This is a genomic window from Intestinibaculum porci, from assembly GCF_003925875.1.
Lineage (GTDB): Bacteria > Bacillota_I > Bacilli_A > Erysipelotrichales > Coprobacillaceae > Intestinibaculum > Intestinibaculum porci.
On record NZ_AP019309.1, the window covers coordinates 824,110 to 847,977 of the forward strand.

Annotated in this window: 24 protein-coding genes and 1 other annotated feature; of the genes, 18 read left to right on the forward strand and 6 right to left on the reverse strand. The window is 38.1% G+C overall.

The genetic code is table 11. From position 1 onward, the window contains the following. Positions 1-220: 220 nt before the first annotated feature. Positions 221-559: an Hpt domain-containing protein gene (locus tag SG0102_RS04005; protein ID WP_157982968.1), complete on the reverse strand. Its 339-nt coding sequence runs from the start codon at positions 557-559 to the stop codon at positions 221-223. Positions 560-1,024: 465 nt separating this feature from the next. Between SG0102_RS04005 and SG0102_RS04010 the strand changes: the two genes are divergently transcribed. From SG0102_RS04010 to SG0102_RS04020, 3 genes are all read left to right on the forward strand, one after another. Beyond that, complete coding sequence (locus tag SG0102_RS04010) at positions 1,025-2,431, forward strand: TrkH family potassium uptake protein (RefSeq protein ID WP_125118763.1); 1,407 nt, start codon at positions 1,025-1,027, stop codon at positions 2,429-2,431. A gap of 9 nt (positions 2,432-2,440) precedes the next feature. Further along, positions 2,441-3,115, forward strand: a complete 675-nt coding sequence (locus tag SG0102_RS04015; RefSeq protein ID WP_125118764.1) for a potassium channel family protein — start codon at positions 2,441-2,443, stop codon at positions 3,113-3,115. Positions 3,116-3,261: 146 nt separating this feature from the next. Further along, positions 3,262-4,578, forward strand: coding sequence for an NCS2 family permease (locus SG0102_RS04020; protein WP_125118765.1), 1,317 nt, complete (start codon positions 3,262-3,264; stop codon positions 4,576-4,578). 84 nt (positions 4,579-4,662) lie between these two features. Here SG0102_RS04020 and SG0102_RS04025 read toward each other — a convergent pair whose 3' ends face one another. After that, positions 4,663-5,229, reverse strand: coding sequence for a VanZ family protein (locus tag SG0102_RS04025; protein ID WP_125118766.1), 567 nt, complete (start codon positions 5,227-5,229; stop codon positions 4,663-4,665). A gap of 63 nt (positions 5,230-5,292) precedes the next feature. On the opposite strand from SG0102_RS04025, the gene SG0102_RS04030 reads away from it, so the two are divergent. Next, positions 5,293-5,472, forward strand: a complete 180-nt coding sequence (locus tag SG0102_RS04030) for a nucleoside/nucleotide kinase family protein (protein WP_125118767.1) — start codon at positions 5,293-5,295, stop codon at positions 5,470-5,472. A gap of 336 nt (positions 5,473-5,808) precedes the next feature. Continuing rightward, positions 5,809-6,027: a hypothetical protein gene (locus SG0102_RS04035; RefSeq protein ID WP_125118768.1), complete on the forward strand. Its 219-nt coding sequence runs from the start codon at positions 5,809-5,811 to the stop codon at positions 6,025-6,027. 21 nt (positions 6,028-6,048) lie between these two features. Here SG0102_RS04035 and SG0102_RS04040 read toward each other — a convergent pair whose 3' ends face one another. Next, positions 6,049-7,608, reverse strand: a complete 1,560-nt coding sequence (locus SG0102_RS04040; protein WP_125118273.1) for a transposase — start codon at positions 7,606-7,608, stop codon at positions 6,049-6,051. A gap of 265 nt (positions 7,609-7,873) precedes the next feature. Between SG0102_RS04040 and SG0102_RS04045 the strand changes: the two genes are divergently transcribed. Continuing rightward, positions 7,874-8,212, forward strand: a complete 339-nt coding sequence (locus SG0102_RS04045; protein ID WP_125118769.1) for a single-stranded DNA-binding protein — start codon at positions 7,874-7,876, stop codon at positions 8,210-8,212. Positions 8,213-8,434: 222 nt separating this feature from the next. Here SG0102_RS04045 and SG0102_RS04050 read toward each other — a convergent pair whose 3' ends face one another. Beyond that, entirely contained in the window at positions 8,435-10,015 is a 1,581-nt protein-coding gene (locus SG0102_RS04050) for an IS66 family transposase (protein ID WP_125118089.1), read from the reverse strand. Between the two features lie 14 nt (positions 10,016-10,029). Further along, on the reverse strand, positions 10,030-10,392 hold the full coding sequence (locus SG0102_RS04055) for a hypothetical protein (protein ID WP_125118090.1): 363 nt from the start codon (positions 10,390-10,392) through the stop codon (positions 10,030-10,032). Positions 10,393-10,769: 377 nt separating this feature from the next. Here SG0102_RS04055 and SG0102_RS04060 point away from each other — a divergent pair, with 377 nt between their 5' ends. The 12 genes from SG0102_RS04060 (at position 10,770) to SG0102_RS04120 (ending at position 21,989) form a co-directional block, all read left to right on the forward strand. Next, positions 10,770-11,684 carry a nucleotidyltransferase family protein gene (locus tag SG0102_RS04060; RefSeq protein WP_125118770.1) on the forward strand — a complete coding sequence of 305 codons (915 nt, stop codon included), beginning with the start codon at positions 10,770-10,772 and terminating at the stop codon, positions 11,682-11,684. Between the two features lie 59 nt (positions 11,685-11,743). Further along, the gene (locus tag SG0102_RS04065) at positions 11,744-12,403 is read left to right on the forward strand and encodes a M48 family metallopeptidase (RefSeq protein ID WP_125118771.1); all 660 of its coding nucleotides are present in this window, start codon (positions 11,744-11,746) and stop codon (positions 12,401-12,403) included. Further along, positions 12,400-13,122: a TrmH family RNA methyltransferase gene (locus SG0102_RS04070; protein ID WP_125118772.1), complete on the forward strand. Its 723-nt coding sequence runs from the start codon at positions 12,400-12,402 to the stop codon at positions 13,120-13,122. The genes SG0102_RS04065 and SG0102_RS04070 overlap by 4 nt, the downstream gene beginning before the upstream one ends. Positions 13,123-13,126: 4 nt before the next feature. Further along, positions 13,127-13,399, forward strand: a complete 273-nt coding sequence (locus SG0102_RS04075; RefSeq protein ID WP_125118773.1) for an acylphosphatase — start codon at positions 13,127-13,129, stop codon at positions 13,397-13,399. Position 13,400: 1 nt separating this feature from the next. After that, positions 13,401-13,760 carry a diacylglycerol kinase family protein gene (locus SG0102_RS04080; protein WP_125118774.1) on the forward strand — a complete coding sequence of 120 codons (360 nt, stop codon included), beginning with the start codon at positions 13,401-13,403 and terminating at the stop codon, positions 13,758-13,760. Positions 13,761-13,778: 18 nt separating this feature from the next. After that, the gene (locus tag SG0102_RS15540; protein WP_197715071.1) at positions 13,779-14,540 is read left to right on the forward strand and encodes a hypothetical protein; all 762 of its coding nucleotides are present in this window, start codon (positions 13,779-13,781) and stop codon (positions 14,538-14,540) included. Positions 14,541-14,657: 117 nt separating this feature from the next. Then, on the forward strand, positions 14,658-15,611 hold the full coding sequence (locus SG0102_RS04095) for an Abi family protein (protein ID WP_125118775.1): 954 nt from the start codon (positions 14,658-14,660) through the stop codon (positions 15,609-15,611). A 444-nt stretch (positions 15,612-16,055) separates the two neighbouring features. Next, positions 16,056-16,251 (forward strand) — a binding site (T-box leader). Positions 16,252-16,283: 32 nt separating this feature from the next. Next, positions 16,284-17,318, forward strand: a complete 1,035-nt coding sequence (pheS, locus tag SG0102_RS04100) for a phenylalanine--tRNA ligase subunit alpha (protein WP_125118776.1) — start codon at positions 16,284-16,286, stop codon at positions 17,316-17,318. 6 nt (positions 17,319-17,324) lie between these two features. Then, positions 17,325-19,709: a phenylalanine--tRNA ligase subunit beta gene (gene pheT / locus SG0102_RS04105; RefSeq protein ID WP_125118777.1), complete on the forward strand. Its 2,385-nt coding sequence runs from the start codon at positions 17,325-17,327 to the stop codon at positions 19,707-19,709. Between the two features lie 293 nt (positions 19,710-20,002). Continuing rightward, positions 20,003-20,467, forward strand: coding sequence for a hypothetical protein (locus tag SG0102_RS04110; RefSeq protein WP_125118778.1), 465 nt, complete (start codon positions 20,003-20,005; stop codon positions 20,465-20,467). After that, positions 20,464-20,826, forward strand: a complete 363-nt coding sequence (gene tnpB, locus SG0102_RS04115) for an IS66 family insertion sequence element accessory protein TnpB (RefSeq protein ID WP_125118779.1) — start codon at positions 20,464-20,466, stop codon at positions 20,824-20,826. The genes SG0102_RS04110 and tnpB overlap by 4 nt, the downstream gene beginning before the upstream one ends. Positions 20,827-21,002: 176 nt before the next feature. Further along, positions 21,003-21,989: an IS66 family transposase gene (locus SG0102_RS04120; RefSeq protein ID WP_269461211.1), complete on the forward strand. Its 987-nt coding sequence runs from the start codon at positions 21,003-21,005 to the stop codon at positions 21,987-21,989. Between the two features lie 75 nt (positions 21,990-22,064). On the opposite strand, the gene SG0102_RS04125 is transcribed toward SG0102_RS04120, so the two are convergent. Beyond that, positions 22,065-23,624, reverse strand: coding sequence for a transposase (locus SG0102_RS04125; protein ID WP_125118273.1), 1,560 nt, complete (start codon positions 23,622-23,624; stop codon positions 22,065-22,067). Positions 23,625-23,868 lie beyond the last annotated feature (244 nt).

Consider the following 23,868-nt stretch of genomic DNA (forward strand, 5'->3'; position numbering starts at 1 on the left):
GGTCACATTTTAAAGGAATTATTTTCTTATGTCTATCCTAAATGGGAAATTTTGTGAAAAAAATGAAAATGCAAAAAGCCCGGATACAATCGGATAAAATTGCAATCGTTTACATTTGAGAAGAGACTGATTTTATGAGACTATTTTAATATATTCCATTATTATGTTGTAAATATGTAACCGCCTATCATATATGAGAAAAGTATAATAAAAAGATGATCTATTTGAGACCATCTACTAATTCCTGATAGGCAGCGGTGACTGGCGGAAGTGACTCATCAACATGAGAGAGATCTCCTTCGCGCAGTTCTTCCACGAGGACACAAACACGCTCATAGAGCTTTTTCATGGATAAATTGCCAGATAGACCTTTTAAAGAATGCGCTGCATTAAATGCGGCTTTGGCGTCCTTTGCCTCAATGGCAGTGAGCATCTGAGCGTATGAAGGATCATCTTTGAAGCTCAAAAGGAACTTTTCATACATGTCTTTATTGCCGACAAAACGATTGAGTCCATCGTCATAGTCTATACCTAAAGTTATCAAATATTCTCGATTCATACTCATCACCTCTTTGATTTGCAGAAAATGAAAATTCCTACGTGTTCATTATACAAAAGTCTTTTTGGAGAATAAAGGGATTTGATAGAATTTGTGAAAAACCTGAAATGCAAACTTAACTTGCAGCCTGTAGTGAGTGATTTGGAAGTAAGTCTTTCACTTCTGAAGGGAGTAAAATGTATGGAAGTAAGTCCTTCACTTAACAATTATCTAAAAAATGTTAAAATGTAATGAAGATCATCAAAAGGAAGCAAAAAAAATGATGAGTGCAAGCTCTGGTAAAGTATCACTCATCATGTTCCAAAGAACATGTTAAATATATATCTAAATCAGTCTGCCTGCAACTACTTTCAGACAAAATATTCAATATACCTGAAAAAATGAAAAAGCTTCCCGCGTTATGTGGTTGATTTTTATGGGTGATGACATATAATAGTTCATATAGTTAAATGAAGGAGCGTATTTATGATACATACATCAGTGGCTACGTCTCATAAGAAAAAGCAGATTATGTCACCAACAAAATTAGTCGCTTTAAGTTTCTTAGCGGTTATTTTTGTGGGTTCAATCTTACTAACGATGCCTTTTGCGAATAAAGGGGCTGTTAAACCTTATATTGATAATCTGTTTGTCTCTGTATCAGCAGTTTGTGTAACCGGCTTAACTCCGATTACTTTGATCGACACTTATAATGTATTTGGACAAATTGTTGTGATGATTCTGATTCAGATTGGGGGACTTGGCTTTTTAACTTTCTTGTATCTTTTTTATTTTATGACAAGAAGGCAAATTTCACTTGCTAATAAAATGGTTTTTCAGGAGGCACTTAACCAGGATAACCTGCAGCGGCTGCCGCGAATCTTAAAAACAATTGTCATTTACACAGGGGTGGTCGAAGGGATTGCAGCGATTCTTTGGGGGATTGCCTTAGCCCCTCAATATAACTTACCCAAGACTATTTATTACGGCATCTGGCATGCTGTCAGTGGTTTCTGTAATGCCGGTTTCGATCTTCTTGGCAGCAACTCACTGATTCACTATCAAAATAATTTTCTCATCAACTTTGTAGTATGTGCCGAAATTATTCTTGGTGGTCTTGGCTTCTTAGTGGTCTTAGATATTTTAGATAAGATTAAAAGAGAACGCAGTCATGACTGTCGTTTTAGCTTTAAACGAGTGATCCATTCTCTATCTTTGCACTCTAAGCTGGTTTTAATTATGACGCCTACATTATTAATTGGCGGGACAATTCTTTTCTTTATTTTCGAATTCAATAACCCGAAAACGATCGGTCACATGTCTTTAGGATGGAAGCTTGGGGCTTCCTTCTTCCAGTCGACAACAACGCGTACAGCGGGTTTTGCGACGGTGAGCATGTATGACTTACGCAGTGTCACGAAAATGTTAATGTGTATTCTGATGTTTATTGGCGGTTCGCCAGCATCAACAGCCGGCGGGATCAAAACTGTTACCTTTGCATTAGTCGTCTTAATGCTGATTGCTGTTTATAAAGGGCGTGAAGAAGTAACCGTCTTAGGACGAAGAGTCAAAAAGAGAATTGTCTTAAGAGCGTTCTCCGTTTTTGCTTTAGGTTTAACGGCCTGTGTCTTAGGCGTAATGGTTTTATCCATTTCTGAACCGCATTTACAGTTAGCAAATATCATGATGGAAGTCTTTTCCGCTTTTGGTACCGTCGGCTTATCGGCTAGTGTAACGCCAACATTATCTGTGATTGGAAAGATCGTCATCATGATCTTAATGTATACCGGACGTATCGGTCCTGTTTCATTAATCTTATTATTCACCAGAAAATCACAAAACAGAGCAAGTAAAGAAATTAGATATCCTGATGAAGATGTTATCGTCGGGTAGGAGGAACTTATGGCAAAAAAAACAAAACAGGTGGCGATCCTGGGCTTAGGGATCTTTGGCTCCACTTTATCAGAAACCCTTTCTAATTATGGGGTAGAAGTCTTAGCAGTGGATAATGATCCAACCTGCGTAGAACGCGTCTCGGAATTTGTAACCCGTGCGGTTGTGGCTGATGTCACCGATAAAGATCAGTTATTAGAATTGGGCGTAAATGAATTTGATACAGTTGTTGTATCGCTTTCTAAGCACTTTGAAGAATCTGTCCTTTGTACGATGATCCTTAAAGAGTTTGGTGTGAAAGATATTATTGTTAAAGCCCGTACCAAACGAAAGAGCATGATTCTTACTAAAGTGGGGGCAACGCAGGTCATCAACGTCGAAAAAGATATGGCGCACCGCGTGGCTAAAACGCTCCTTCGCCGCAGTATTGTCGATTTGATTGAATTAGATGATGAATATTCAATCGTCGAAATCAAAGCGCCTAATGAATGGGTAGGGAAGACCTTACGTAACTTAAACGTCCGTACCGCTTATGGCATGAACATTATCGGCATTCGCGGTCAGGAAGATGAAAAGATGAATATGGATTTCTTAGCGGATTATCAGGTCGATCGGGAAGATCATTTCTTAGTCGTGGCAAAGACCAAAGAAATTGAACGCTGGGACTACCTTATGAAAGACTAAGCGGGGGAATTCTCCGCTTTTGTTTTTAATATAAACGATAACCGCTTTCAATGTCTCAATTCTTGAAAAAAATTGCATTACCTATTGATTTTGTGTATGATGTAATTGTTTTTTAATGTTTGTTTACTTAAGGGGGAAAACTAAATATGGAAAATTTCTTCAAATTAGAAGAAAATGGCACGAATGTCAAAACCGAGATTTTAGCTGGTATTACGACATTTTTAGCCATGGCCTACATTTTAGCTGTCAATCCAAGCATCTTACATGATGCCGGGATGCCAAAATCAGGCGTCTTCTTTGCGACGGCTATTTCTTCAGGCGTGATCAGCATCCTCATGGGTGTTCTTGCCAACTACCCAGTTGCTTTATCTTCCGGGATGGGCGTTAATGCGTTATTTACTTACACTATCGTTGCGAAGATGGGCTTAAGCTGGCGTGGCGCCTTAGCCTGTGTTTTAGTATCAGGGATTATCTTCGTTTTAATTACTGTTACGAATATTCGTAAGATGATCATCAATGCCATTCCATCGCAGTTAAAATTAGCGATCGGGGCCGGTATCGGTTTCTTCGTCGCTTTTGTTGGTTTAAAGAACGCTGGTATTATCGTGACTTCTCCAGCCACTTTAGTATCACTTGGTTCATTCACAAAACCATCTGTTTTATTAGCCTTGATTGGTATTATTGTCACTTTAGTGTTAGTTGTGCGTAATGTCCCAGCAGGCGTTTTCGTGGGCTTAGTCATTACCGCCATTATCGGTGTTATTATGAATGCCTTAGGCTTCGCGGATATGCCACAGTTTACCGGCGTTGCCAGTGCAAACTTTGATGTTTCATTAGTTGGTCAGGCACTTAACGGTTTTGGTGAATTATTCTCACATCCACAGTGCTGGTTAGCCATCTTCTCATTATTATTCGTCGATTTCTTTGATACTGCCGGAACGTTAGTAGCCGTTGCTGGTAAGACTAAATTAATGGATGAAAATGGCGAATTAAAGAACGTGGAAAGAGCTTTATTAGCTGATTCAATCGGGACTTGCTTTGGGGCTTTAATGGGGACTTCAACTGTCACTTCTTTCGTTGAATCCGCTTCTGGTGTTGGTGTCGGCGGCCGTACTGGTTTAACCGCTTGTGTCACTGGGGTATTATTCTTATTAGCTTCATTCTTATCACCATTATTATCGATTGTTACTTATTCCGTTACCGCACCTGCTTTAGTTGTCGTCGGCATTATGATGGCTCAGCAGTTAAAAGGCATCGACTGGGATAATATGATCGTCGCCAGTGCTACTTTCATTACGGTCTTAGTCATGATCTTAGGCTACTCAATTTCTAACGGGATCGCTGCTGGTTTCATCGTTTATGCAGCTGGCATGATCGCTGGTGGTAAAGCAAAAGAAGTCAACTGGATTGTTTGGGTTCTTTCCTTACTCTTCATCTTCTACTTTGCCGTTGCGCCAAAATAGAAAACTATGGCACTGCCTTGAGGCAGTGCTTTTCTTTTTGCCGGGATACAAATCAAAAGGTATAATAAAAAATAGGCCTAGGGCCTATTGTAAAGAAGCGTTATATTTCGCGATCTTACGCTGCTGATGGGTAGTATAGATCGTAAAGATTACGCAAAAGATAATAAGCGCAGCGATGAGACCAAAGGCGGCGCCGCTGGTATCGATGAGGACATCGCGGAAAGAAGCGCCTCGGCCAGCGCTGAAACGCTGATGGAATTCATCGGTGCAGGCATATAGGAAACAAACCAATAAGGAAATAAACATCCTTTTAAGCATCGGCATGCGCTTATAAGTAAAGAGCAATAACATCACGTTGATGGATAAAACAAAATAAATAAACATGTGGGCACATTTACGGACCGCAAATTCGATATACATGCGGTAGCTGCCAGTCGCTAAAATGACACTGACATCTTTTCCGGTCATGACATAGACAATGCGCTGTAAAAGATCAACGACATGATCACTCGCTTCATGGGAGTTTGTTCCATTTTGCGCACTGAAGCGGAAGATGACATACATCCAGACAAGAATCAGGACAATCAGACAAAAGCGGGCCAATAAGAGCCAACGGTGAGAATTATCCCGTAAAACTTTTTCTTTTTTCATTTGATCCACATCCTTTCATGAGGCGTATTATAACACAGAAAATGTAAATGAGGTATAAGAGATATGATTGAGGTAATGATCGAAGAAATCTTAAAAAGAAAACATCGGCCAGTCATCATTGCGATTGATGGACGCTGCGCTGCCGGGAAGTCGACGCTTGCCTTGTTATTAAGCGAGCAGCCTGATGCGACGATTTTTCATATGGATGACTTTTATTTACAAGGGCGGCAAAGGAACATATGAGCGTTTAAATGAAGTCGGCGGAAACGTCGATTATGAGCGCTTTGCGAAAGAAGTATGAATGCCCATCTCATGACCGAGAAAGTGCGTGATCGCACTTTTAATCATCATATCTATAAACCGCATAAATACGGATAGGATATCACCCCTAAAAAATATATTATTGGTGAAGGGTCTTATAGTATGCATCCTTACTTTGGTGATGACTATGATTTGGGGATTTTCTGTGACGTTGATCCAATCACCCAAATGAAAAGGCAAAGATGTTTCAAAATTTATGGATTCCTAAGGAAGAAGCCTATTTTGAAAAATATCAGATAGCGAAAGGAAAGATTCATTATGTTTATCGAGATTTATCAGAAACTAGAGAAAATGATTGAAGGCACCACTTTAAGTGTGCTTGCTTATTATGATGAGCATGAGCTGCAGTATGTCACTTATGAGTGTGCAGAAAATGAGATTTCACTCTTTTCCGCTGACCAATTTTTAGACTTTAGTGACCTGTTTGTCCAAATTTCATCAAAATATACGTTTTCGCAGCCAAAAACTTTAACTTGAATTCCCGGGTATAGTTTATAACTACACCTCATCTTCATGCCTTTTTAGGTGAAATTTTGGTACCCAATCACTGCCTCTTTTTGTGTATGAAAGTGGGCATGAAATATTAAACGCATTATAGATATCATTAGCTCTTTTTTGTGGCTCTTCAACTGAAGTGACTGTCTTGTAGACGAGGCACTTCTGATTTCTGAGTCCCATGAATATGCCTTCCTGGTTGGTTGCAGTTTTCTTTGTTTTCTTTTGGATATACACGTTAATGGTTGCCGCAATCATTGATAATAACAGGTGACCTCTTACTGCTTCTTCGCTATGAACGCGAAGTGGTGTCAGCTTAGATGATCCCTTGCTTAAATCAAAGTACTGCTCAACCAGCTGTCTAGTATAGTAGGCAGGAAGCACTTCTTCAATTGGGAATGGAAGACTTGAAATCAGTACAAAATATCCCATTGATTCAAGCTTTTTTTGGATCTGCATAGTTGACATTTCTTTGCTCTTATTCAGACACTTATGTATTTCATGATCTACCTGATCTAGATCATATCCTAGAAAAGCATAAGCCTTATGTCCATCACCAATGCTAACTTCGATCTGTTTGATATAGACGACTCTATCACTATATTTGACCATATTTCTTTCCTGCTTTAGTTCGGGACCGTATTTATTGATCAAATCACGATATAGTCTATATTTCTCAGGCAGTCTCATCAGGAAATCGATGTTAGCTCGATAAAGCTCATTAATATCCTCAAGGGTATAATAACCAGCATCACTAAGAATATAGTCTGTTTCAATATTGCCTAAATTATCAAGTACATTTACTGATCTGATCAGTGTATTCATATCAACGATATTGCCTGGAATAATTCTAAACATTAGGGGATAGCCTGTATCTCTCTGAAGTGTTGTAATCATTCTAGCCTCATTGGAAACCTTCCCATTGTGGTTACTGATTGCAGTTAATGGCATATGAATACTGTTAGGAAGCCCTGTGCTGTCAATGATTATAGCTTTATCAGACGAAATGTTTTCTTTGATCCACTTCATATGATTTTCAAAGAATTTAAGGACATTTTCTGATTTGCCAATTGATCTCATAAAGTCACTTATTCTCTGAGATGTGAGATTAGCCTTTGGATAAAGAATGCTTTCAAAGCTCCCTTCATACCAGGTATTGGCATGACAGTTAGCAGCGTTGGAAATGACATAGTAGGCAACCATTGCATATAAGGTATCTTTGTTTTTATAGCTGATTTCATCAATGACTTTGTCATATCCCATATGATGAATAAGCTGATCTACGAAGTAGGCATCGCCATAATCAAGAATAGTACGCTGTCTTTTGCGCTTATCAGGCTGAACATCAGATACATAGGATTCATCAGCTTCACCGAATTCACCAGTTTCAGGATCATAGGTAAACATGCCTCTTTCTTTATTGAAAAAGATATTGTTTTCCTTATCGATAACCTTGCCTAAATGTTTAGCACCTTGCTTAACGATCTTGCCGTTTTTGCGGACTGATTTGCCAGGGATTTTAGCATAAAGTGTTCCATTAATTGTCTGATAACTGAGCTTCATATTAGCACCTCTTTTGCATGAGTAGTTATAAATCTAATTCTTTATAACTACATTATACTATATCGTGCTAATTATTTCAATGTAAAAATTCAATTTATAGTGATGTTAACAACATAATTCTATATATTAATCCATCTAGAAATCAGTGTAGTTAAAAACTGTTCTAGGGAATTCAAGTTTAAAAATTTAATATTTTTTTGTGAGATTTGTACCCTTTTATGTGTTTAACCTAGTAGAGAGAAAAAAATACAGAAAGGATGATACTATGAATTCAGTACAGTTAATTGGCAATATCGCCACCGATCTCACATTATCGAAAACCCAAAATGGAAAGGATGTCGTGCGCTTCCTGTTGGCCGTAAACTTTCGTGATCACGCTGACTTTATCCCTGTGGAAGCTTGGAACAATTTGGCATTAAATGTCCATCAGTACTGCCAGAAGGGCTCTAAGATTGCTGTTGTTGGTTATTTGCATCAGTACAATACGATGGAAGAAGAAAAACGACATTTACACATTCGCGTTGTGGCCATGCAAGTTGATTTTCTCTCGCCACATGTCAATGACATTCTTGATGATGAATGGAGTGATGAGGCGGAAGAATGATGAATTATTCACAAATTCTGTTACTATTCACGGTTAGATATAGTTGATATATAAAGTTGTACCTAAAAAGAGCACGGAACGGTGCCCGTGATACGGCCTTGTTTTAATTGTAGTAAAGAGGTATGTAAAATGTATACACAGCGAAATGAAGCATGATGTTAAATCTGATTTCAGGTAATGGCTATGATACCTTATTCCACCATTATAACGGTTTGTCGATTCTCAGGAGAGATCTTCCCCTGAGAATATTTCTTTTACCGTTATTGGATCACCTTCATAAAGTCGTATCATTGCATAGATCTCATTTATTCCGTTTTTCCTGCAGGTTTCTATATACGTTTTGGCATCTGCGTAATACTGAGCGTTTTGAATATTTTGGAACTGTCCTGATGATCGCATATGGCTTTTTACGACTCTAAGTCCGCGTTCTGCGCAATTATTGGTTGTCGGAAGAGTGAAATCATTTACCCAAGCAAAGTAATTATCATAATAATCACGTATACGCTTAATTAGCGTCTTCTCGGATCTTCCAAAGTATGCATCATAATCTTTTTTGTTTCTCTTTTCCGCTCGGTTGAGTATATCATTAACTTTTTTGTTAAAGTTTTCAATAAATTCATCACTAAAGCGAGTCTCTCCCTTGTTTATGGCTTCTTTGCGTTTGTGGATGGTATCGGAAATAAGATCTTTCAGTTCCATAAGCTCATCATGTTTTGTATCAATAGCGATTTTTTTGAGGTCACGCTGAAGGTGCTGATTGCATTCAAGGTTGCCAAACTTGAATTTAGCGTTATAGTTCACTTTATTGTGATCATGCATCGTTTTTTGCTCTTCAGTGAGTAGTGTTAGGACTTTGTCTTCTTCAATCCCTTCAAGATCTTTCTTCTCATGAGCCGTATAATATGAGAGTGTTTCATCTCCGTAAAAGCGCAGGCAGCCTTTCTTTGTATTAATATTGATAACAGTGTCATCCCAATATACGAGAGTTCTTTGGAGCATTAGATTCTTTAAAACTATACGGAACTCAGATAACTTTTTTGATGCAATCATAGGAAGTTTTGCAAGGTAGCCTTCTGACGGACTTATTTCTCCGTTTGTGATCCCCTCAAAAAAGGTTTTAACCTTGTTAATAGGAACATTGCAGGTATTCATTAGCGATAAGCCAACGGCCTGTACTGCCGTCCCATAGTGACAGGCTGATCTTTCATTAGGCTTCAGGCCAAGAAAAAATGTAGTCCCGCAGCTTCCGCATTTGTATTGATAGAAAACCTTTTTGAGGTTTATAGGCTTGATGCTAATAGTTTTCTCATATACAGCTTTAGTTTTGCCGGTGAAAACAAGTTCATGAGAACCACATTTCGGACACTCAGTTGCATCATCTGCCACATATTCAATTTCTTCGTCAATATCATCAGGAATACCGAGTTCACTTTTAGAATGTCCTGGCTGACCTCCAATTTTTCTGTCAGTAGGCTCTCTGGAATTGATGCTTGAGTTATATTTTGCTTTTCCTATAGGAGTAGACGCAGTAGGAATACCAACGGTAGTTGAGTCATGATTGCTTATGGCATTAAGATATTCAATCTTGTCTTTCAGTCTGTTAATTTCATCATTAAGATTTCTAATCATTTCATCTTTTTCAAGACAAAGCTGCTTTAATTTTGCGATTCTGTTATCCCTGTATTCAAGCTTCTGTTTTTTGGATTTCAGTTCTTCATTACAATCGTAAAGTCTTGTTTTAAGGTCACCAATCTTTTTGCATGCTTTATCATATTTTACTGATAGTGTTCCTAAAGAATCCATTGATTTACTCCTTGTTAATCATCATTATTAAGAATTGATTCAATTCTATTGATCTTGCTGGTAAGCTTTCTATTAGCCGCCTTAAGCTGTTTGATCTCATCATCTCTGCTTGCAATAATTTTTTGCATATCCTCAACCATCTTTTTATAGGTTCTTCTGCCGCTTGCTTTTTCTTCATTTTCAGCTGTATTTTTATCAGGATTAGGCTTTCTCCCTCGCTTTTTGCTTGAAGGAATAATTTCTCCAGTTTCCTCGTCTACAACGCCAAGGTATTTGCGTTTTGCTCTAGGCTGTTTGAGCTCAGGATTCCAAACTGAAACAGATTCATAAGCATATTTCTTGCCAGTTTTCTTGTTTGTCACATAAACAATTGCCATCTTTTCTCACCCCCTTGTTACTATATACAGTATATCATATAACTAGCTTAAAATAAATAGTAATTTACATATAATTTAAATTTATTAGAGACTATGTTTGCTGAAATTATCAAGAAAAAGAGAATACTTTTTTGGTTGTCAGGAATAAGACACTTGAATTGTTAATACATGACTATAAATCACTTTAAAAGTTATAATAAAAGGGTATCCCATATATGGATATACCCCTAAATAAAGACATTATTCAATTTTTAATCTTTCAGCACTGTGAATAGTAACCAAATTCTTGCAAAGATGACATATTACATCTTTATTAAATGATTCCAATTTGATAAAATGATGATAGTACGTAAGGAAAGGATTTGTGAAGTAGGAATATGAAAACGTCATTAGTTATTATGGCAGCTGGGATTGGCTCTCGCTTTGGCGGAGGCATCAAACAGTTAACACCAGTCGGCCCTAATAAAGAAATTATTATGGATTATTCCATCCATGATGCCATTGAAGCTGGTTTTAATAAAGTCATCTTCATCATTCGTAAAGACATTGAACAGGATTTCAAAGATATTATTGGTAATCGTATTGAAAAGATCTGCAATGCCCATAACGTCGAAGTAGGGTATTGTTTCCAGGATTTACATAACTTACCAGCTGGCATGGTTTGCCCTGAAGGCAGAACGAAACCTTGGGGTACCGGTCAGGCAGTCTTAGCAGCGAAAGACTTAGTCCATGAGCCATTCTGCGTGATTAATGCGGATGACTATTATGGCAAGGAAGCTTTCAAGTTATTACATGACTTCTTAGTTGAAGGCCATGGTGATAATGAATTTGCAATGGCTGGCTTTATTCTTAAAAACACTTTAAGTGATAACGGTACCGTGACCCGCGGTGTCTGTGAAGTGAATGATCAGGGTTATTTAACTGATGTTCATGAAACTCATGATATTGCGAAAACAGCGACCGGCGCTGAAGTGAATGGTGTGGCTTTAGATCCTAACGCCAATGTCTCAATGAATATGTGGGCTTTATCCCCAGCATTCATGCAGACATTAGAAGATGGATTTGTGGAATTCTTTGAAAACAATAAAGATCCAATGAAAGGGGAATACCTGATTCCTGTCTATATTGGAGAATTACTGGAACAAGGCAAAGTATCGGTAAAAGTCTTAGAAACAAACGATAAATGGTTTGGTGTCACTTATGCGGAAGATAAAGACTTTGTCATTGACAGCTTCAAGGAATTAGTAGACAAAGGTGTCTACAAAGCTGATTTATTTAGCGATTTAGACTAGAGGGATGTTCTCCTCTAGTCTTTTTTCGTTAAAAGGTATTCTTGTGTTATAATAGAGACATGGAAAAAACGATAGAATTAAATGGTCAGGTTTATCCGTATACCGTTACTTATAAAAATATGAAATCAATGATCATTAAAGTGGTCAAGGGGCAAATTGTCGTCAGCAGTGCATACGCGTTTACGATTCCCGAAATTGAAGCAGTCATTCAAAAAAATAAGCAAAAAATTTTACGCGGTATTCGTGCTTATGAGCCTTATATCAGCGTAGAAGAAGGTTATGCGACAGTTTATGGACAGCGTTATCCTTTGATTATTAATGATCTGCATCGCTTGCGCTGTGAGCTTTATCAGGGACGTTTTTATATTTATTCATCACAAATTGAAAAAGCTTTTGAAGCTTATGCGAAAAAAGAAGTGTTACGTTATACCCAAGGTAAAGTGCGTGAGTATTTAGATCTTTATTTTGATCATCCGATGCCTAAGATCGTGGTGAAAAAGTATAAAGGACGCTGGGGCAGCTGTTACTATACAAAGAATATGGTGAGCTTTAATCTCTCATTGATCTATTTAGATCCGCAGCTGATTGATTATGTTGTTATGCATGAGCTGTGCCATTTTATTGAAGCCAATCATTCTCCTCGCTTTTATCATGAATTAGCGAAAAGAATGCCTGATTATGCTTACCGACAGGAATTATTGAAAGGAAAGAATGTATGAAAATAACCTCATCAAGCAATAAAGTCATCAAAAACCTGATGAAACTTAAACAGAAGAAAGGTCGTGATGAAACCAATTCGTACTTAGTTGATGGCTGGCATATGGTTGAAGAAGCTATGACAGCGCATTTAGCTAAGCAAATCATTACAACTGATGAATCTTTCATGAGTGATGTGGATACTTTGTATGTCTCCAAAGAAGTGATGGCCAAGTTATCCTTTACGAAAACACCTCAGCCTTTTATGGCAGTCGTTTCCAAAAAAGAAGATCAGCTTCAATTATGTGAACGAACACTCATTTTTGATGGCGTACAGGATCCTGGCAATGTTGGAACAATGATGCGCAGCGCTTGCGCTTTCGGTTTTAAACAGGTGATCTTTTCCAATGATTCCTGTGATTTATATAACGATAAAACCTTGCGTTCCACTCAGGGAGCTATTTATAAACTCAACACTTATCGCGGTGACTTACAAGAAATTATTCCCAAACTCAAACAAAGCGAAGTCAAAGTGATCGGCAGCGCTTTGCGCGACGCGTTATCGATTGATCAGATTACGACAAGCGATAAAATGGCTTTTGTAATGGGCAATGAAGGCAAAGGCATGAAAGAAGAAACGTTAGCTCTTTGCGATCAGGCCTTATATATTCCTATTAGTGCGATGGAATCGTTAAATGTCGGCGTCGCTGCTGGCATTATTATGTATACGTATAGAAGGTGAGAATATGATTAGAAGACATTATTATTTTAGTGGTGAAGTACAGGGCGTCGGTTTCCGTTTTCGCTGTGAACAGATCGCCAGCAAACTCCATTTAACCGGCTGGTGTAAAAACCTATATGATGGACGGGTAGAAGTAGAACTGCAAGGGGAGCCATTGAATGTGAATATGTTTGTCTCCCAAATCAGTAAACAGCCATGGATAGAGATTACCAACGTTGAAGAAAGTGATCAGCCTGTAAATAAAAGCGAAAAGAAATTTACAGTGAGATATTATTAGTATGCGACAGCCTTTATCAAAAAGTTTCGCCCATGCTTTTGATGGGATTATCGATACCGTTCGTGATGAACGCAATATTAAAATTCATTTGATCATGATGGTCTTAGTGACGATCTTTGGTTTTATCTTTCATATTACTTACGAGGAATGGCTGATTTGTTTGTTGCTATTTGCTTTGGTTATCTCGTTAGAGATTGCCAATACCGCCATTGAAGCCGTGGTTGATTTAGCTTGTCCGGAGATTCACCCTTTAGCGAAAAAAGCCAAAGACTGCGCAGCCGGGGCGGTCTTAGTCGCCGCTTTCTTTGCGGCCGTTATTGGTTTAATGATCTTTGTACCCCATGTTTTAAAATTATTTTAGCGAAGGAGATATATTATTATGAAACTAAAAAGAGATTTTAATTATGCTTTGCCTTATGCCTTACACGATGCCTACATCAGCAATATGCATTATCATCAAGGCACTTTAACCTTAGATTTTGATCAGGGATTCTATGATATTGGTCGCGACTGTGCCGTTGGCGGTTCCGTCTACTTTGATTCCATTGATCCTGCTTTTAGTGAAGTATTGGTGTATAAACGTAAAGGCAATAAAGTCAAAGGAAAAGTCATGAGCTTAAAGAAATTCATCAAGAAGTATGGTGAAGAAGAACTGCAGTTAATCGATGAGTACTATGATGACGATTCCGCAAAATATGGCGGTACCATCTTATGTGATGATGACGTGCTCTATTTTGAAATGAATATCATTATCTTAGGGGATATGTATTACCTTCTTGATGCCAATGACCTAGATGAAGAAGAGGATTCAGAAGAAGGCCAAGATGATGAAGTTGAAGAAGATGAAAATAATGAAGATGCTGATGATGACGAAGAAGACGATGATGTTGCAGAAACATTAGAAGACATCGAAGAAGCCCTCGATCATTTAGAAAAGAAAGAGCTGCCATGGGCAGAACGTGTGCTCGTTAAAAATACTACCTTTGAACAGCGTCGTAAGATCGTTGAAGATTCTTTAGGCGGTGATGTCACTTGTGCTGGTGATGATGTTATTGCGGAAATGTATAATGACTACATTGATGGTAAAATTGAATTAGCGGATATCAACCGTGAATATATGAAAATGATGGGTGGAGAATAAGAACCTGACATATATTATTTTTGATAAAGTCAGATGACTTTGTGAAAGACTACGATTTTCGTGGTCTTTTTCTTTACCTTTTTTGATCTCATTAATGTGTTTGTGAAAGGAGCGTTTATGATTGATCAGAAGAAACACTTATTAACGATCGGAAAACAGATTGAACACTTAAAAAGCAAAGGCATTGCTTTTGACTTAGTCAGTGAAAAGGATGCCTTTTCCTATCTCCAAAATGAGAGTCATTTCTTTAAACTCATCGCTTATCGTAAAAATTATCAGAAATATGAATATGGGGATCATGCCGGTCAGTACATTCATTTAGAATTTGGTGACTTGGAAGATTTAACAGAAATTGATCGTTTCTTAAGAAGTGTCTTATTACAGTTATCTTTAGATGTTGAATACTACGCTAAGATGAAGATCCTCACAGTCATTGAAGAACATCACGAAGATGGCTATCAGATTGTGGTAGATTTCATGGATTATCTGAAAGATGTCAATAAATATGGCAAAGTAAACGAATTTGAAAGATGTAAGAATGATCTGGAACGTAACCGTACATCTCCTTATTGTGGAGAGTTAGTGAAAAAGTATTCTCCAAATTATCCTGTATGGGTCTTTATGGAAATCGTTCCCTTTGGTAGAACAATTTCTTTCTACAAATTCTGCGGGGATCGCTATCATGATCGAGAGATGATTAGGGAACATTATTTATTAAAGACGTGTAAAGACATTCGTAATGCCGCTGCTCATAATAACTGTATTTTAAATGATCTTCATTTGCATACGGCTAAATATAGGGTGAATCCATTAGTAGCCCAAGTGCTATGTCAGATTCCCACTATTTCCAAGTCTTCAAGAAATAAACGTATGAGTAATATTCGCTTACAGCAGATTGTTTCCTTACTTTACATGCATAACAAGATTGTGACAAGTGAAAAAGTGCATCAGGCGGCTTCATTATTATTACATGCGCTTGATCAGAGATTCTTTATCCATGATTATCACAATAATTCTTTGATTTATGAATCCTTTGTATTTCTTCATAAAATTATCGATTGGTGGTTTTAAAAAATGAATTGACGATTGATAACTAAGAAATTTTGACGAGCAACGGCTGGGCTCTCATTTTTTCATTACGTCATTGACAATGATAAAGTGATCAGGTAAAATTTAGTCGCACAAAAAAACATATTTATGTTTTATAAGGGCCGGAGTAACGTCTGGCTCTAATTTTTTATTTAAAGAAAAGGAAAATTGATTTTTCACAAGTGACTTGAGAATGAATAACTGCAGGTAAGGTGTATTTTTTCTTTACACTATTGACAATTGAAAATAAATTATGTATATTTTATCCAGACAACAAAACATATTTATGTTTTACAAGGGCCGGAGTAACGTCTGGCTCTAATTTTTTATTTAATAGAAAAGGAAGTTTAATTTTTACAAGTGACTCGGAGTGACTCGGGGAATGAATAACTGCTTGTCAAGAGACTAGTAATGAATTATAATACGAGTAACACAACGATAAGGACTAGTACATAACAGAAAGTATCAGAGAGGAAGAGAAGGGTGTGAATCTTCTTGCGGCATGTTATGGAATTCACCTTGGAGTGCGGTTAATCCCCGCCGTAGAACTACGTTACAGTGAATTAAGGGCATAGAGATTCTCTATGAATTAGGATGGTACCGCGATTATGTCGTTCCTAAATGGAACGACTTTTTATTTTGGAGGAAAAAGAAATGGATGACTTAAAACGCATCAGAGAAGAAGCCTTAGCCAAAATTGGTGAAGCGGCTGACTTAAAAGAATTAAATGACCTTCGTGTCTCATTCTTAGGCAAGAAGGGTCCTATTCAGAAAGCAATGAAAGCGATGAAAGACATGGCTCCAGAAGATCGTAAGACTTTTGGTCAGTTTTCTAATAAAGCAAAATCAGATATTGCTAGTGCCGTAGAAAACATGAAAAAGAAGCTTGAAGAAGCAGAAATGAATGCTCAGATTGCTAGTGAACGGATTGATATTACATTACCTGCACGAAAATTACCTAATGGTTCTTTACATCCAATCACACGCGTGAAAGAAGATATGGAAGAATTATTCTTAGGTATGGGTTATACCGTTGCAGAAGGACCAGAAGTAGAAACGGATCATTTCAACTTTGAATTAATGAACCTGCCAAAGGGACACCCAGCACGTGATATGCAGGATACCTTCTACATTGATGAAAATACTTTAATGAGAACACATACATCGCCAGTACAGGCGCATGTCTTATTAGCGGCTCAGGGTAAGGGCCCAATCAAGGTTATTTGCCCAGGGAAAACTTACCGTCGTGATGATGACGATGCGACTCATTCTCATCAGTTCTGTCAGTGTGAAGGCTTAGTTGTCGATAAAAACGTTACGATGGCTGATTTAAAAGGGACATTAGATGTCTTCGCCAAACGAACATTTGGAGAAAAACGTGAAATTCGTTTAAGACCTTCTTATTTCCCATTTACCGAACCAAGCGTAGAAGTTGATATTTCCTGCGCAAACTGTGGCGGCAAGGGCTGTGCAATGTGTAAAGGGACCGGCTGGATTGAAATCTTAGGGGCTGGTATGGTTAACCCACATGTCTTGGAAATGTGTGGTTTCGATCCGAAAGTTTATCAGGGCTTTGCCTTTGGGATCGGTCTGGAACGTGTGGCCATGTTAAAATATGGTATTGATAATATTCGTGATTTCTATAATGATGATTTAAGATTCTTAAATCAGTTTGCAAGAAAGGGGTAAAAAAGGATGAATGCAAGTTTAAAAGTACTTAATAACTATGTGAAGGTCGATGATCAGGATCCTTTGGAATTATCAGAGAAGATTACACGCATCGGCCACGAAGTGGAAGGGCATCATCCTTTAGCTGTCGGCACGAAATTAGTTGTCGGCTATGTAAAGGAATGTATTGATCATCCTAATAGTGATCATTTACATATCTGTCAGGTAGAAATCGCTCCTGGAGAAGTGACCCAGATTGTCTGTGGAGCCCCTAATGTGGCAGCGGGAGAAAAAGTTGTTGTCGCTTTACCGGGCTGTGAACTTTATGGCGGTAAAATTGCGGCTGGTAAAATCCGCGGAGAAGAATCAAATGGGATGATCTGTTCGATTGCGGAATTAATTCCTGATAACCGTTTATTAAGAGATGAAGATAAAGCTGGGATCCATGTCTTACCAGCAGATGCGCCGGTTGGCGTGGAAGCGTTAAGCTATATGGGCTTAGATGATTTCATTATGGAAATCGGTTTAACCCCTAACCGTAGTGACTGTATGGCGATGACTTCTTTAGCTTATGAAGTGGGCGCTGTTTTAAGACGTCCTGTAACATTACCAGAAATTCATCATTATGATGAATTAGAAAGTGATATTACTGTTGATGTAGAAACAGACTTATGCCCATTCTTTGGCGCTAAGTTAGTGAAAGGCGTAGAAACGCATGAATCACCAGCATGGCTGCGTCATGCCTTATTATCAAGCGGTATTAAACCAATCAATAACATTGTGGATATCTCTAACTTTGTGATGGTGGAAACTGGTCAGCCAATTCATATGTATGACTATGATAAGTTAAATAAGAAAGCCTTCACCATTAAACAGGGCTTTAGCGGTGACTATAAGATGTTAGATGGCGAAGATTATACCATTGAAAAAGAAGATATCATCGTTTCTACTGATGGCACTGTTGGCTGCGTTGCAGGGGTCATGGGCGCTGATGCTACTAAGATTGATGAAAATACGAAAAATATCGTTATTGAAGCCGCTACTTTTGACGGACCACAGCTGCGTATGACCGCTCGTCGTTTAAACTTATTAACGGAAGCTTCTCAGCATTATATTAAAGGCGCGATCAATACGGCTAATACATTAAATGTCTTAGATCGCTGTGCTGATTTATTAAAACAGTTAGCAAATGCCAAAGAAATCTATAAGACTGTGGCGACAGATTATGTGGCTCCAGAAAAGAAAGTTACCGTTTCTGTGGAACGTGTCAATGGTTTGTTAGGCACCAGCTTCACTGTTGAAGAAATTAAAGATGTCTTCGATCGTTTATGCTTTAGCTATGATCTTGATGGCACAAACTTTACCGTAACGGTGCCAGCATATCGTAACGATATTTCAATGGATGCTGATTTAATTGAAGAAGTTGCACGTTTATATGGTTATGATAACCTTCCATCAACATTACCAGAAATGTCTATGACACAAGGTTTATTAACAGATAAACAAGCGAAAGAAAGAGCTATTGCCCATATCCTTTCTGATTTAGGCTTACATGAAACTCTAACCTATACTTTAACATCACCAAGCAAAGTCAATGACTTTAATCTCTTCCATCCTGATGATGAAAACATTAAATTAATGTGGCCATTAGGGGAAGAACACAGCGTGACAAGAAAATCGATTCTGCCACACTTATTGGAAGTGGTGAAATACAACAATGACCATGCGATGAAAGATGTTAACATCTTTGAAATTGCGAATACTTATGTCAATGAAGAAATTGAACAGTTAGGGATCGCGATGAGCGGTCTGTATATGGATATCCCATGGATGGGTGAAAAGGTCGAAGCAAGCTACTATGTTGTCAAAGGCTTAGTAGAAAAAGTGATGGATGTCTTAAATATTACGCCAGCCCGTTATAGCTTAGTGCGCGTTGAAGAAGACAATAAAGACTTCCACCCAGGACGCAGTGCTTATATTCGTATGGGTAAAGACATCGTTGGGGTGATTGGCCAGGTCCATCCTGCCAAAGCCAAAGCTTATGGTGTTGGTGAAACGTACGTTGCACAGTTAAACTTAACGGCTTTAATTGGTGTGCGTTCTTCGAAACTGAAGTTCACCGCTTTACCACAGTATCCATCAGTCTCTCGTGACTTAGCATTAATCGTTGATCGCGATGTGCCAGCAAGTGATATTGAACGCACGATCTTCAAAGCTTCGAAACTGATCAAAGATACAACCATCTTTGATGTTTACGAAGGAGAACATGTGGCTAAGGATAAGAAATCCATTGCCGTTTCCTTAATGTTACAGGATGAAAAACGAACGCTTGATGAAAAAACCGTCAATGAAGCGATGGAACAAGTCTTAGCGGCAGTGAAGAAAGCTTACAGTGCTGAATTAAGACAATAATGATGAAGAGCCAGGAACTGCGGATCCTGGCTCTTTTACTTAAGCATTGAGGAAAAAGATATGACAAATGTCATATCGATTAAATGATAGAATAGGGATGAAAAGGGGAACATATATATGCGCAGAGTATTAATCACGGGGATGATCACAAGTCTGATTTGTGTTTGTCTGATCCTAGGAATCGATTATTTTCAAAGAGTCTACAGTACACAGTAAGCGTATAATATACACGTCTTTCAAACTCCTTTTGATTTTGGGATAATTACCCTGAAGTCAAAAGGAGGTTTTATTTTATGAGACAAGCAACGATTGATAAATGGATCGATATTTTCAAACATTATAATCCTGGAATGAGAGTTAGATATTACTGCAAGCAAATTGGTGTTAGCACCAGCTCTTTCTATAAAAAGAGAAAGTACTTTTTGTCACAGCCTGATCTGGCGGCATATATTCAGCTTGATTATGATGAAGTTATTAGTGAAGGCGCAGAAATGGATCATAGCGAATCATTAGGCACCGATCAGGAAAGCTTATATGATAACGGAAAGGCTTTAGATGTCATTGTGCCTCTTATGGTTGTTCCTGATGGTTCGGACCCTGACAGTTGCGAAAGTATGACTAATAACACAGAACTTTGTACCAGCGTATGCAGCGGCTCTGTTCTTGAAATTAATGTTGGTACGATTAGGTTAAGGTGCAGCACCGCCATACCGGAGGCGGATCTTATAAAACTGGTAAAGGTGTGTGGGGCGATATGAATTTCTTAGGAGACGATATTAAGCAGATTTTTGTATGCACGGAACCGGTTGACCTGAGAAAAGGCATTGACGGCTATGCAGCCATCGTTCAGTCTATCTTCCACAGAAGTCCGATGGATCATTGCCTATACATCTTCTGCAACAGATCGCACAATAAAATTAAGGCGCTCTACTATGACAACGCCAGCACAGGCTTTTGGCTGCTTTACAAAAGACTGGAAAAAGGAACGTTCAAATGGAAGATATCATCTGATGGCAGCTATGCGGAGATCAGCGAGCGGCAGTTCAGATGGCTGATGGAAGGACTCAAAATAAACCAGCCAACGGCATTCAAAAAAATAGAAAGGCAGTATGTATAAATTAAAATTATTACGATTATTACATCATATTTCTTTACTTCAATAGATATTTATGATATAATATTCTTATGAATAAGATACTAAAAATGATAGATAAAATCTGCACAGGTATGCAGAAAGGAAATGCAGACAATATAATAAAATCTATGACGCGCGAAGACCTTGAGACTATCACTATGCTTTTGGCGTCCAAAGTTAATAATCTTACAGAAATTATTCTCTCAATGAAAAGACAGTCATTTGGACGAAAGAGCGAGAAGTTCAATCCTGATCAGCTCAATATCTTTGAGCTCCTTGGATTAGAGGATAATACCGTTGTGATCGTAGACAGCGATGATATTCCTAATGGTGCAAAACAGGCAAAAAAGAAGCCAAGAAAGCCAAAAGGAAAGGCTCTTTCTGGTTTGCCGGTAAAAGAAGTGCATTATAACCCTGACAGCACTGCTTGTCCGATATGCGGCAAGGAGATGCATGAAATCGCTCCTACCGTTATTAATGAGTTAGTGTATATACCTGCGCAAATCTACATCAAGAAAAGTATTTTCCATAATTTTGCATGCTTTAACCAGCACAAGGATTGCGATGAGTCTAATAATGATCATCTGAAGATTTATCACAGCAGTCAGCCTGTACCGGTGACTCTTTTTGAAAAATCGGCAGCCAGTCCAGCTTTTGTGGCCCATACCGCTTATGATCTTCTTAAGAAGTGTGTGCCTCTTTATCGCCAGGAGAAGGCCTATAAGGATATGGGCTACAATATCTCCAGAACGCTTCTTAGCAACTGGCTATGGCGAAGCATGAATGAGTATCTGCGTTTTATCGTCGATAAAATGCGTCATGATTTCCTGAGACTTAGTTTTATCCACCTCGATGAAACAGAGCTAAAAGTCCTTGAGGAAGTCAAGCGCGGGACTAGAAATTCAGATAGTTATGTCTGGATCGGCATGTCCGGAGAAATAGAAGACAAGCAGATGGCCATCTATTCCTACGGACCTGGACGAAGCATCAACGAACTTAAAAAAATGCTCATTATTGACGGCGAGCATTTTTCAGGAACGGCAGTGACCGATGGATATACCGTTTACGATAACTATACCGATTTTTCAGGTCACGCAGGGTGCTGGGCTCATTATTCATGCTCTTTTTTTATTCAAGGAAATTAAAAATATTAAGATATTATTGATATTTATTGAAGGTATCTCAGATAATAATCTTGAATTCCCGGGTATAGTTTATAACTACACCTCATCTTCATGCCTTTTTAGGTGAAATTTTGGTACCCAATCACTGCCTCTTTTTGTGTATGAAAGTGGGCATGAAATATTAAACGCATTATAGATATCATTAGCTCTTTTTTGTGGCTCTTCAACTGAAGTGACTGTCTTGTAGACGAGGCACTTCTGATTTCTGAGTCCCATGAATATGCCTTCCTGGTTGGTTGCAGTTTTCTTTGTTTTCTTTTGGATATACACGTTAATGGTTGCCGCAATCATTGATAATAACAGGTGACCTCTTACTGCTTCTTCGCTATGAACGCGAAGTGGTGTCAGCTTAGATGATCCCTTGCTTAAATCAAAGTACTGCTCAACCAGCTGTCTAGTATAGTAGGCAGGAAGCACTTCTTCAATTGGGAATGGAAGACTTGAAATCAGTACAAAATATCCCATTGATTCAAGCTTTTTTTGGATCTGCATAGTTGACATTTCTTTGCTCTTATTCAGACACTTATGTATTTCATGATCTACCTGATCTAGATCATATCCTAGAAAAGCATAAGCCTTATGTCCATCACCAATGCTAACTTCGATCTGTTTGATATAGACGACTCTATCACTATATTTGACCATATTTCTTTCCTGCTTTAGTTCGGGACCGTATTTATTGATCAAATCACGATATAGTCTATATTTCTCAGGCAGTCTCATCAGGAAATCGATGTTAGCTCGATAAAGCTCATTAATATCCTCAAGGGTATAATAACCAGCATCACTAAGAATATAGTCTGTTTCAATATTGCCTAAATTATCAAGTACATTTACTGATCTGATCAGTGTATTCATATCAACGATATTGCCTGGAATAATTCTAAACATTAGGGGATAGCCTGTATCTCTCTGAAGTGTTGTAATCATTCTAGCCTCATTGGAAACCTTCCCATTGTGGTTACTGATTGCAGTTAATGGCATATGAATACTGTTAGGAAGCCCTGTGCTGTCAATGATTATAGCTTTATCAGACGAAATGTTTTCTTTGATCCACTTCATATGATTTTCAAAGAATTTAAGGACATTTTCTGATTTGCCAATTGATCTCATAAAGTCACTTATTCTCTGAGATGTGAGATTAGCCTTTGGATAAAGAATGCTTTCAAAGCTCCCTTCATACCAGGTATTGGCATGACAGTTAGCAGCGTTGGAAATGACATAGTAGGCAACCATTGCATATAAGGTATCTTTGTTTTTATAGCTGATTTCATCAATGACTTTGTCATATCCCATATGATGAATAAGCTGATCTACGAAGTAGGCATCGCCATAATCAAGAATAGTACGCTGTCTTTTGCGCTTATCAGGCTGAACATCAGATACATAGGATTCATCAGCTTCACCGAATTCACCAGTTTCAGGATCATAGGTAAACATGCCTCTTTCTTTATTGAAAAAGATATTGTTTTCCTTATCGATAACCTTGCCTAAATGTTTAGCACCTTGCTTAACGATCTTGCCGTTTTTGCGGACTGATTTGCCAGGGATTTTAGCATAAAGTGTTCCATTAATTGTCTGATAACTGAGCTTCATATTAGCACCTCTTTTGCATGAGTAGTTATAAATCTAATTCTTTATAACTACATTATACTATATCGTGCTAATTATTTCAATGTAAAAATTCAATTTATAGTGATGTTAACAACATAATTCTATATATTAATCCATCTAGAAATCAGTGTAGTTAAAAACTGTTCTAGGGAATTCAAGATAATTATACTGAGATTGAAGAGTATAAAATCTAAGGAGCTGATTATATGAAACGATTCTGTTAAAG

Excerpts from the sequence above, each read along its gene's own strand:
- SG0102_RS04020 (WP_125118765.1), top strand. The coding sequence starts at position 3,262 with ATGGAAAATTTCTTCAAATTAGAAGAAAATGGCACGAATGTCAAAACC.
- SG0102_RS04045 (WP_125118769.1), top strand. The coding sequence starts at position 7,874 with ATGAATTCAGTACAGTTAATTGGCAATATCGCCACCGATCTCACATTA.
- SG0102_RS04055 (WP_125118090.1), bottom strand. The coding sequence starts at position 10,392 with ATGGCAATTGTTTATGTGACAAACAAGAAAACTGGCAAGAAATATGCT.
- SG0102_RS04080 (WP_125118774.1), top strand. The coding sequence starts at position 13,401 with ATGCGACAGCCTTTATCAAAAAGTTTCGCCCATGCTTTTGATGGGATT.
- SG0102_RS04035 (WP_125118768.1), top strand. The coding sequence starts at position 5,809 with ATGTTTATCGAGATTTATCAGAAACTAGAGAAAATGATTGAAGGCACC.
- SG0102_RS04070 (WP_125118772.1), top strand. The coding sequence starts at position 12,400 with ATGAAAATAACCTCATCAAGCAATAAAGTCATCAAAAACCTGATGAAA.
- SG0102_RS04005 (WP_157982968.1), bottom strand. The coding sequence starts at position 559 with ATGAATCGAGAATATTTGATAACTTTAGGTATAGACTATGACGATGGA.
- SG0102_RS04025 (WP_125118766.1), bottom strand. The coding sequence starts at position 5,229 with ATGAAAAAAGAAAAAGTTTTACGGGATAATTCTCACCGTTGGCTCTTA.
- SG0102_RS04120 (WP_269461211.1), top strand. The coding sequence starts at position 21,003 with ATGCTTTTGGCGTCCAAAGTTAATAATCTTACAGAAATTATTCTCTCA.
- SG0102_RS04060 (WP_125118770.1), top strand. The coding sequence starts at position 10,770 with ATGAAAACGTCATTAGTTATTATGGCAGCTGGGATTGGCTCTCGCTTT.
- pheT (WP_125118777.1), top strand. The coding sequence starts at position 17,325 with ATGAATGCAAGTTTAAAAGTACTTAATAACTATGTGAAGGTCGATGAT.
- SG0102_RS04040 (WP_125118273.1), bottom strand. The coding sequence starts at position 7,608 with ATGAAGCTCAGTTATCAGACAATTAATGGAACACTTTATGCTAAAATC.
- SG0102_RS04010 (WP_125118763.1), top strand. The coding sequence starts at position 1,025 with ATGATACATACATCAGTGGCTACGTCTCATAAGAAAAAGCAGATTATG.
- SG0102_RS04030 (WP_125118767.1), top strand. The coding sequence starts at position 5,293 with ATGATTGAGGTAATGATCGAAGAAATCTTAAAAAGAAAACATCGGCCA.
- SG0102_RS04095 (WP_125118775.1), top strand. The coding sequence starts at position 14,658 with ATGATTGATCAGAAGAAACACTTATTAACGATCGGAAAACAGATTGAA.
- pheS (WP_125118776.1), top strand. The coding sequence starts at position 16,284 with ATGGATGACTTAAAACGCATCAGAGAAGAAGCCTTAGCCAAAATTGGT.
- tnpB (WP_125118779.1), top strand. The coding sequence starts at position 20,464 with ATGAATTTCTTAGGAGACGATATTAAGCAGATTTTTGTATGCACGGAA.
- SG0102_RS04110 (WP_125118778.1), top strand. The coding sequence starts at position 20,003 with ATGAGACAAGCAACGATTGATAAATGGATCGATATTTTCAAACATTAT.
- SG0102_RS04065 (WP_125118771.1), top strand. The coding sequence starts at position 11,744 with ATGGAAAAAACGATAGAATTAAATGGTCAGGTTTATCCGTATACCGTT.
- SG0102_RS04050 (WP_125118089.1), bottom strand. The coding sequence starts at position 10,015 with ATGGATTCTTTAGGAACACTATCAGTAAAATATGATAAAGCATGCAAA.
- SG0102_RS04015 (WP_125118764.1), top strand. The coding sequence starts at position 2,441 with ATGGCAAAAAAAACAAAACAGGTGGCGATCCTGGGCTTAGGGATCTTT.
- SG0102_RS04125 (WP_125118273.1), bottom strand. The coding sequence starts at position 23,624 with ATGAAGCTCAGTTATCAGACAATTAATGGAACACTTTATGCTAAAATC.
- SG0102_RS15540 (WP_197715071.1), top strand. The coding sequence starts at position 13,779 with ATGAAACTAAAAAGAGATTTTAATTATGCTTTGCCTTATGCCTTACAC.
- SG0102_RS04075 (WP_125118773.1), top strand. The coding sequence starts at position 13,127 with ATGATTAGAAGACATTATTATTTTAGTGGTGAAGTACAGGGCGTCGGT.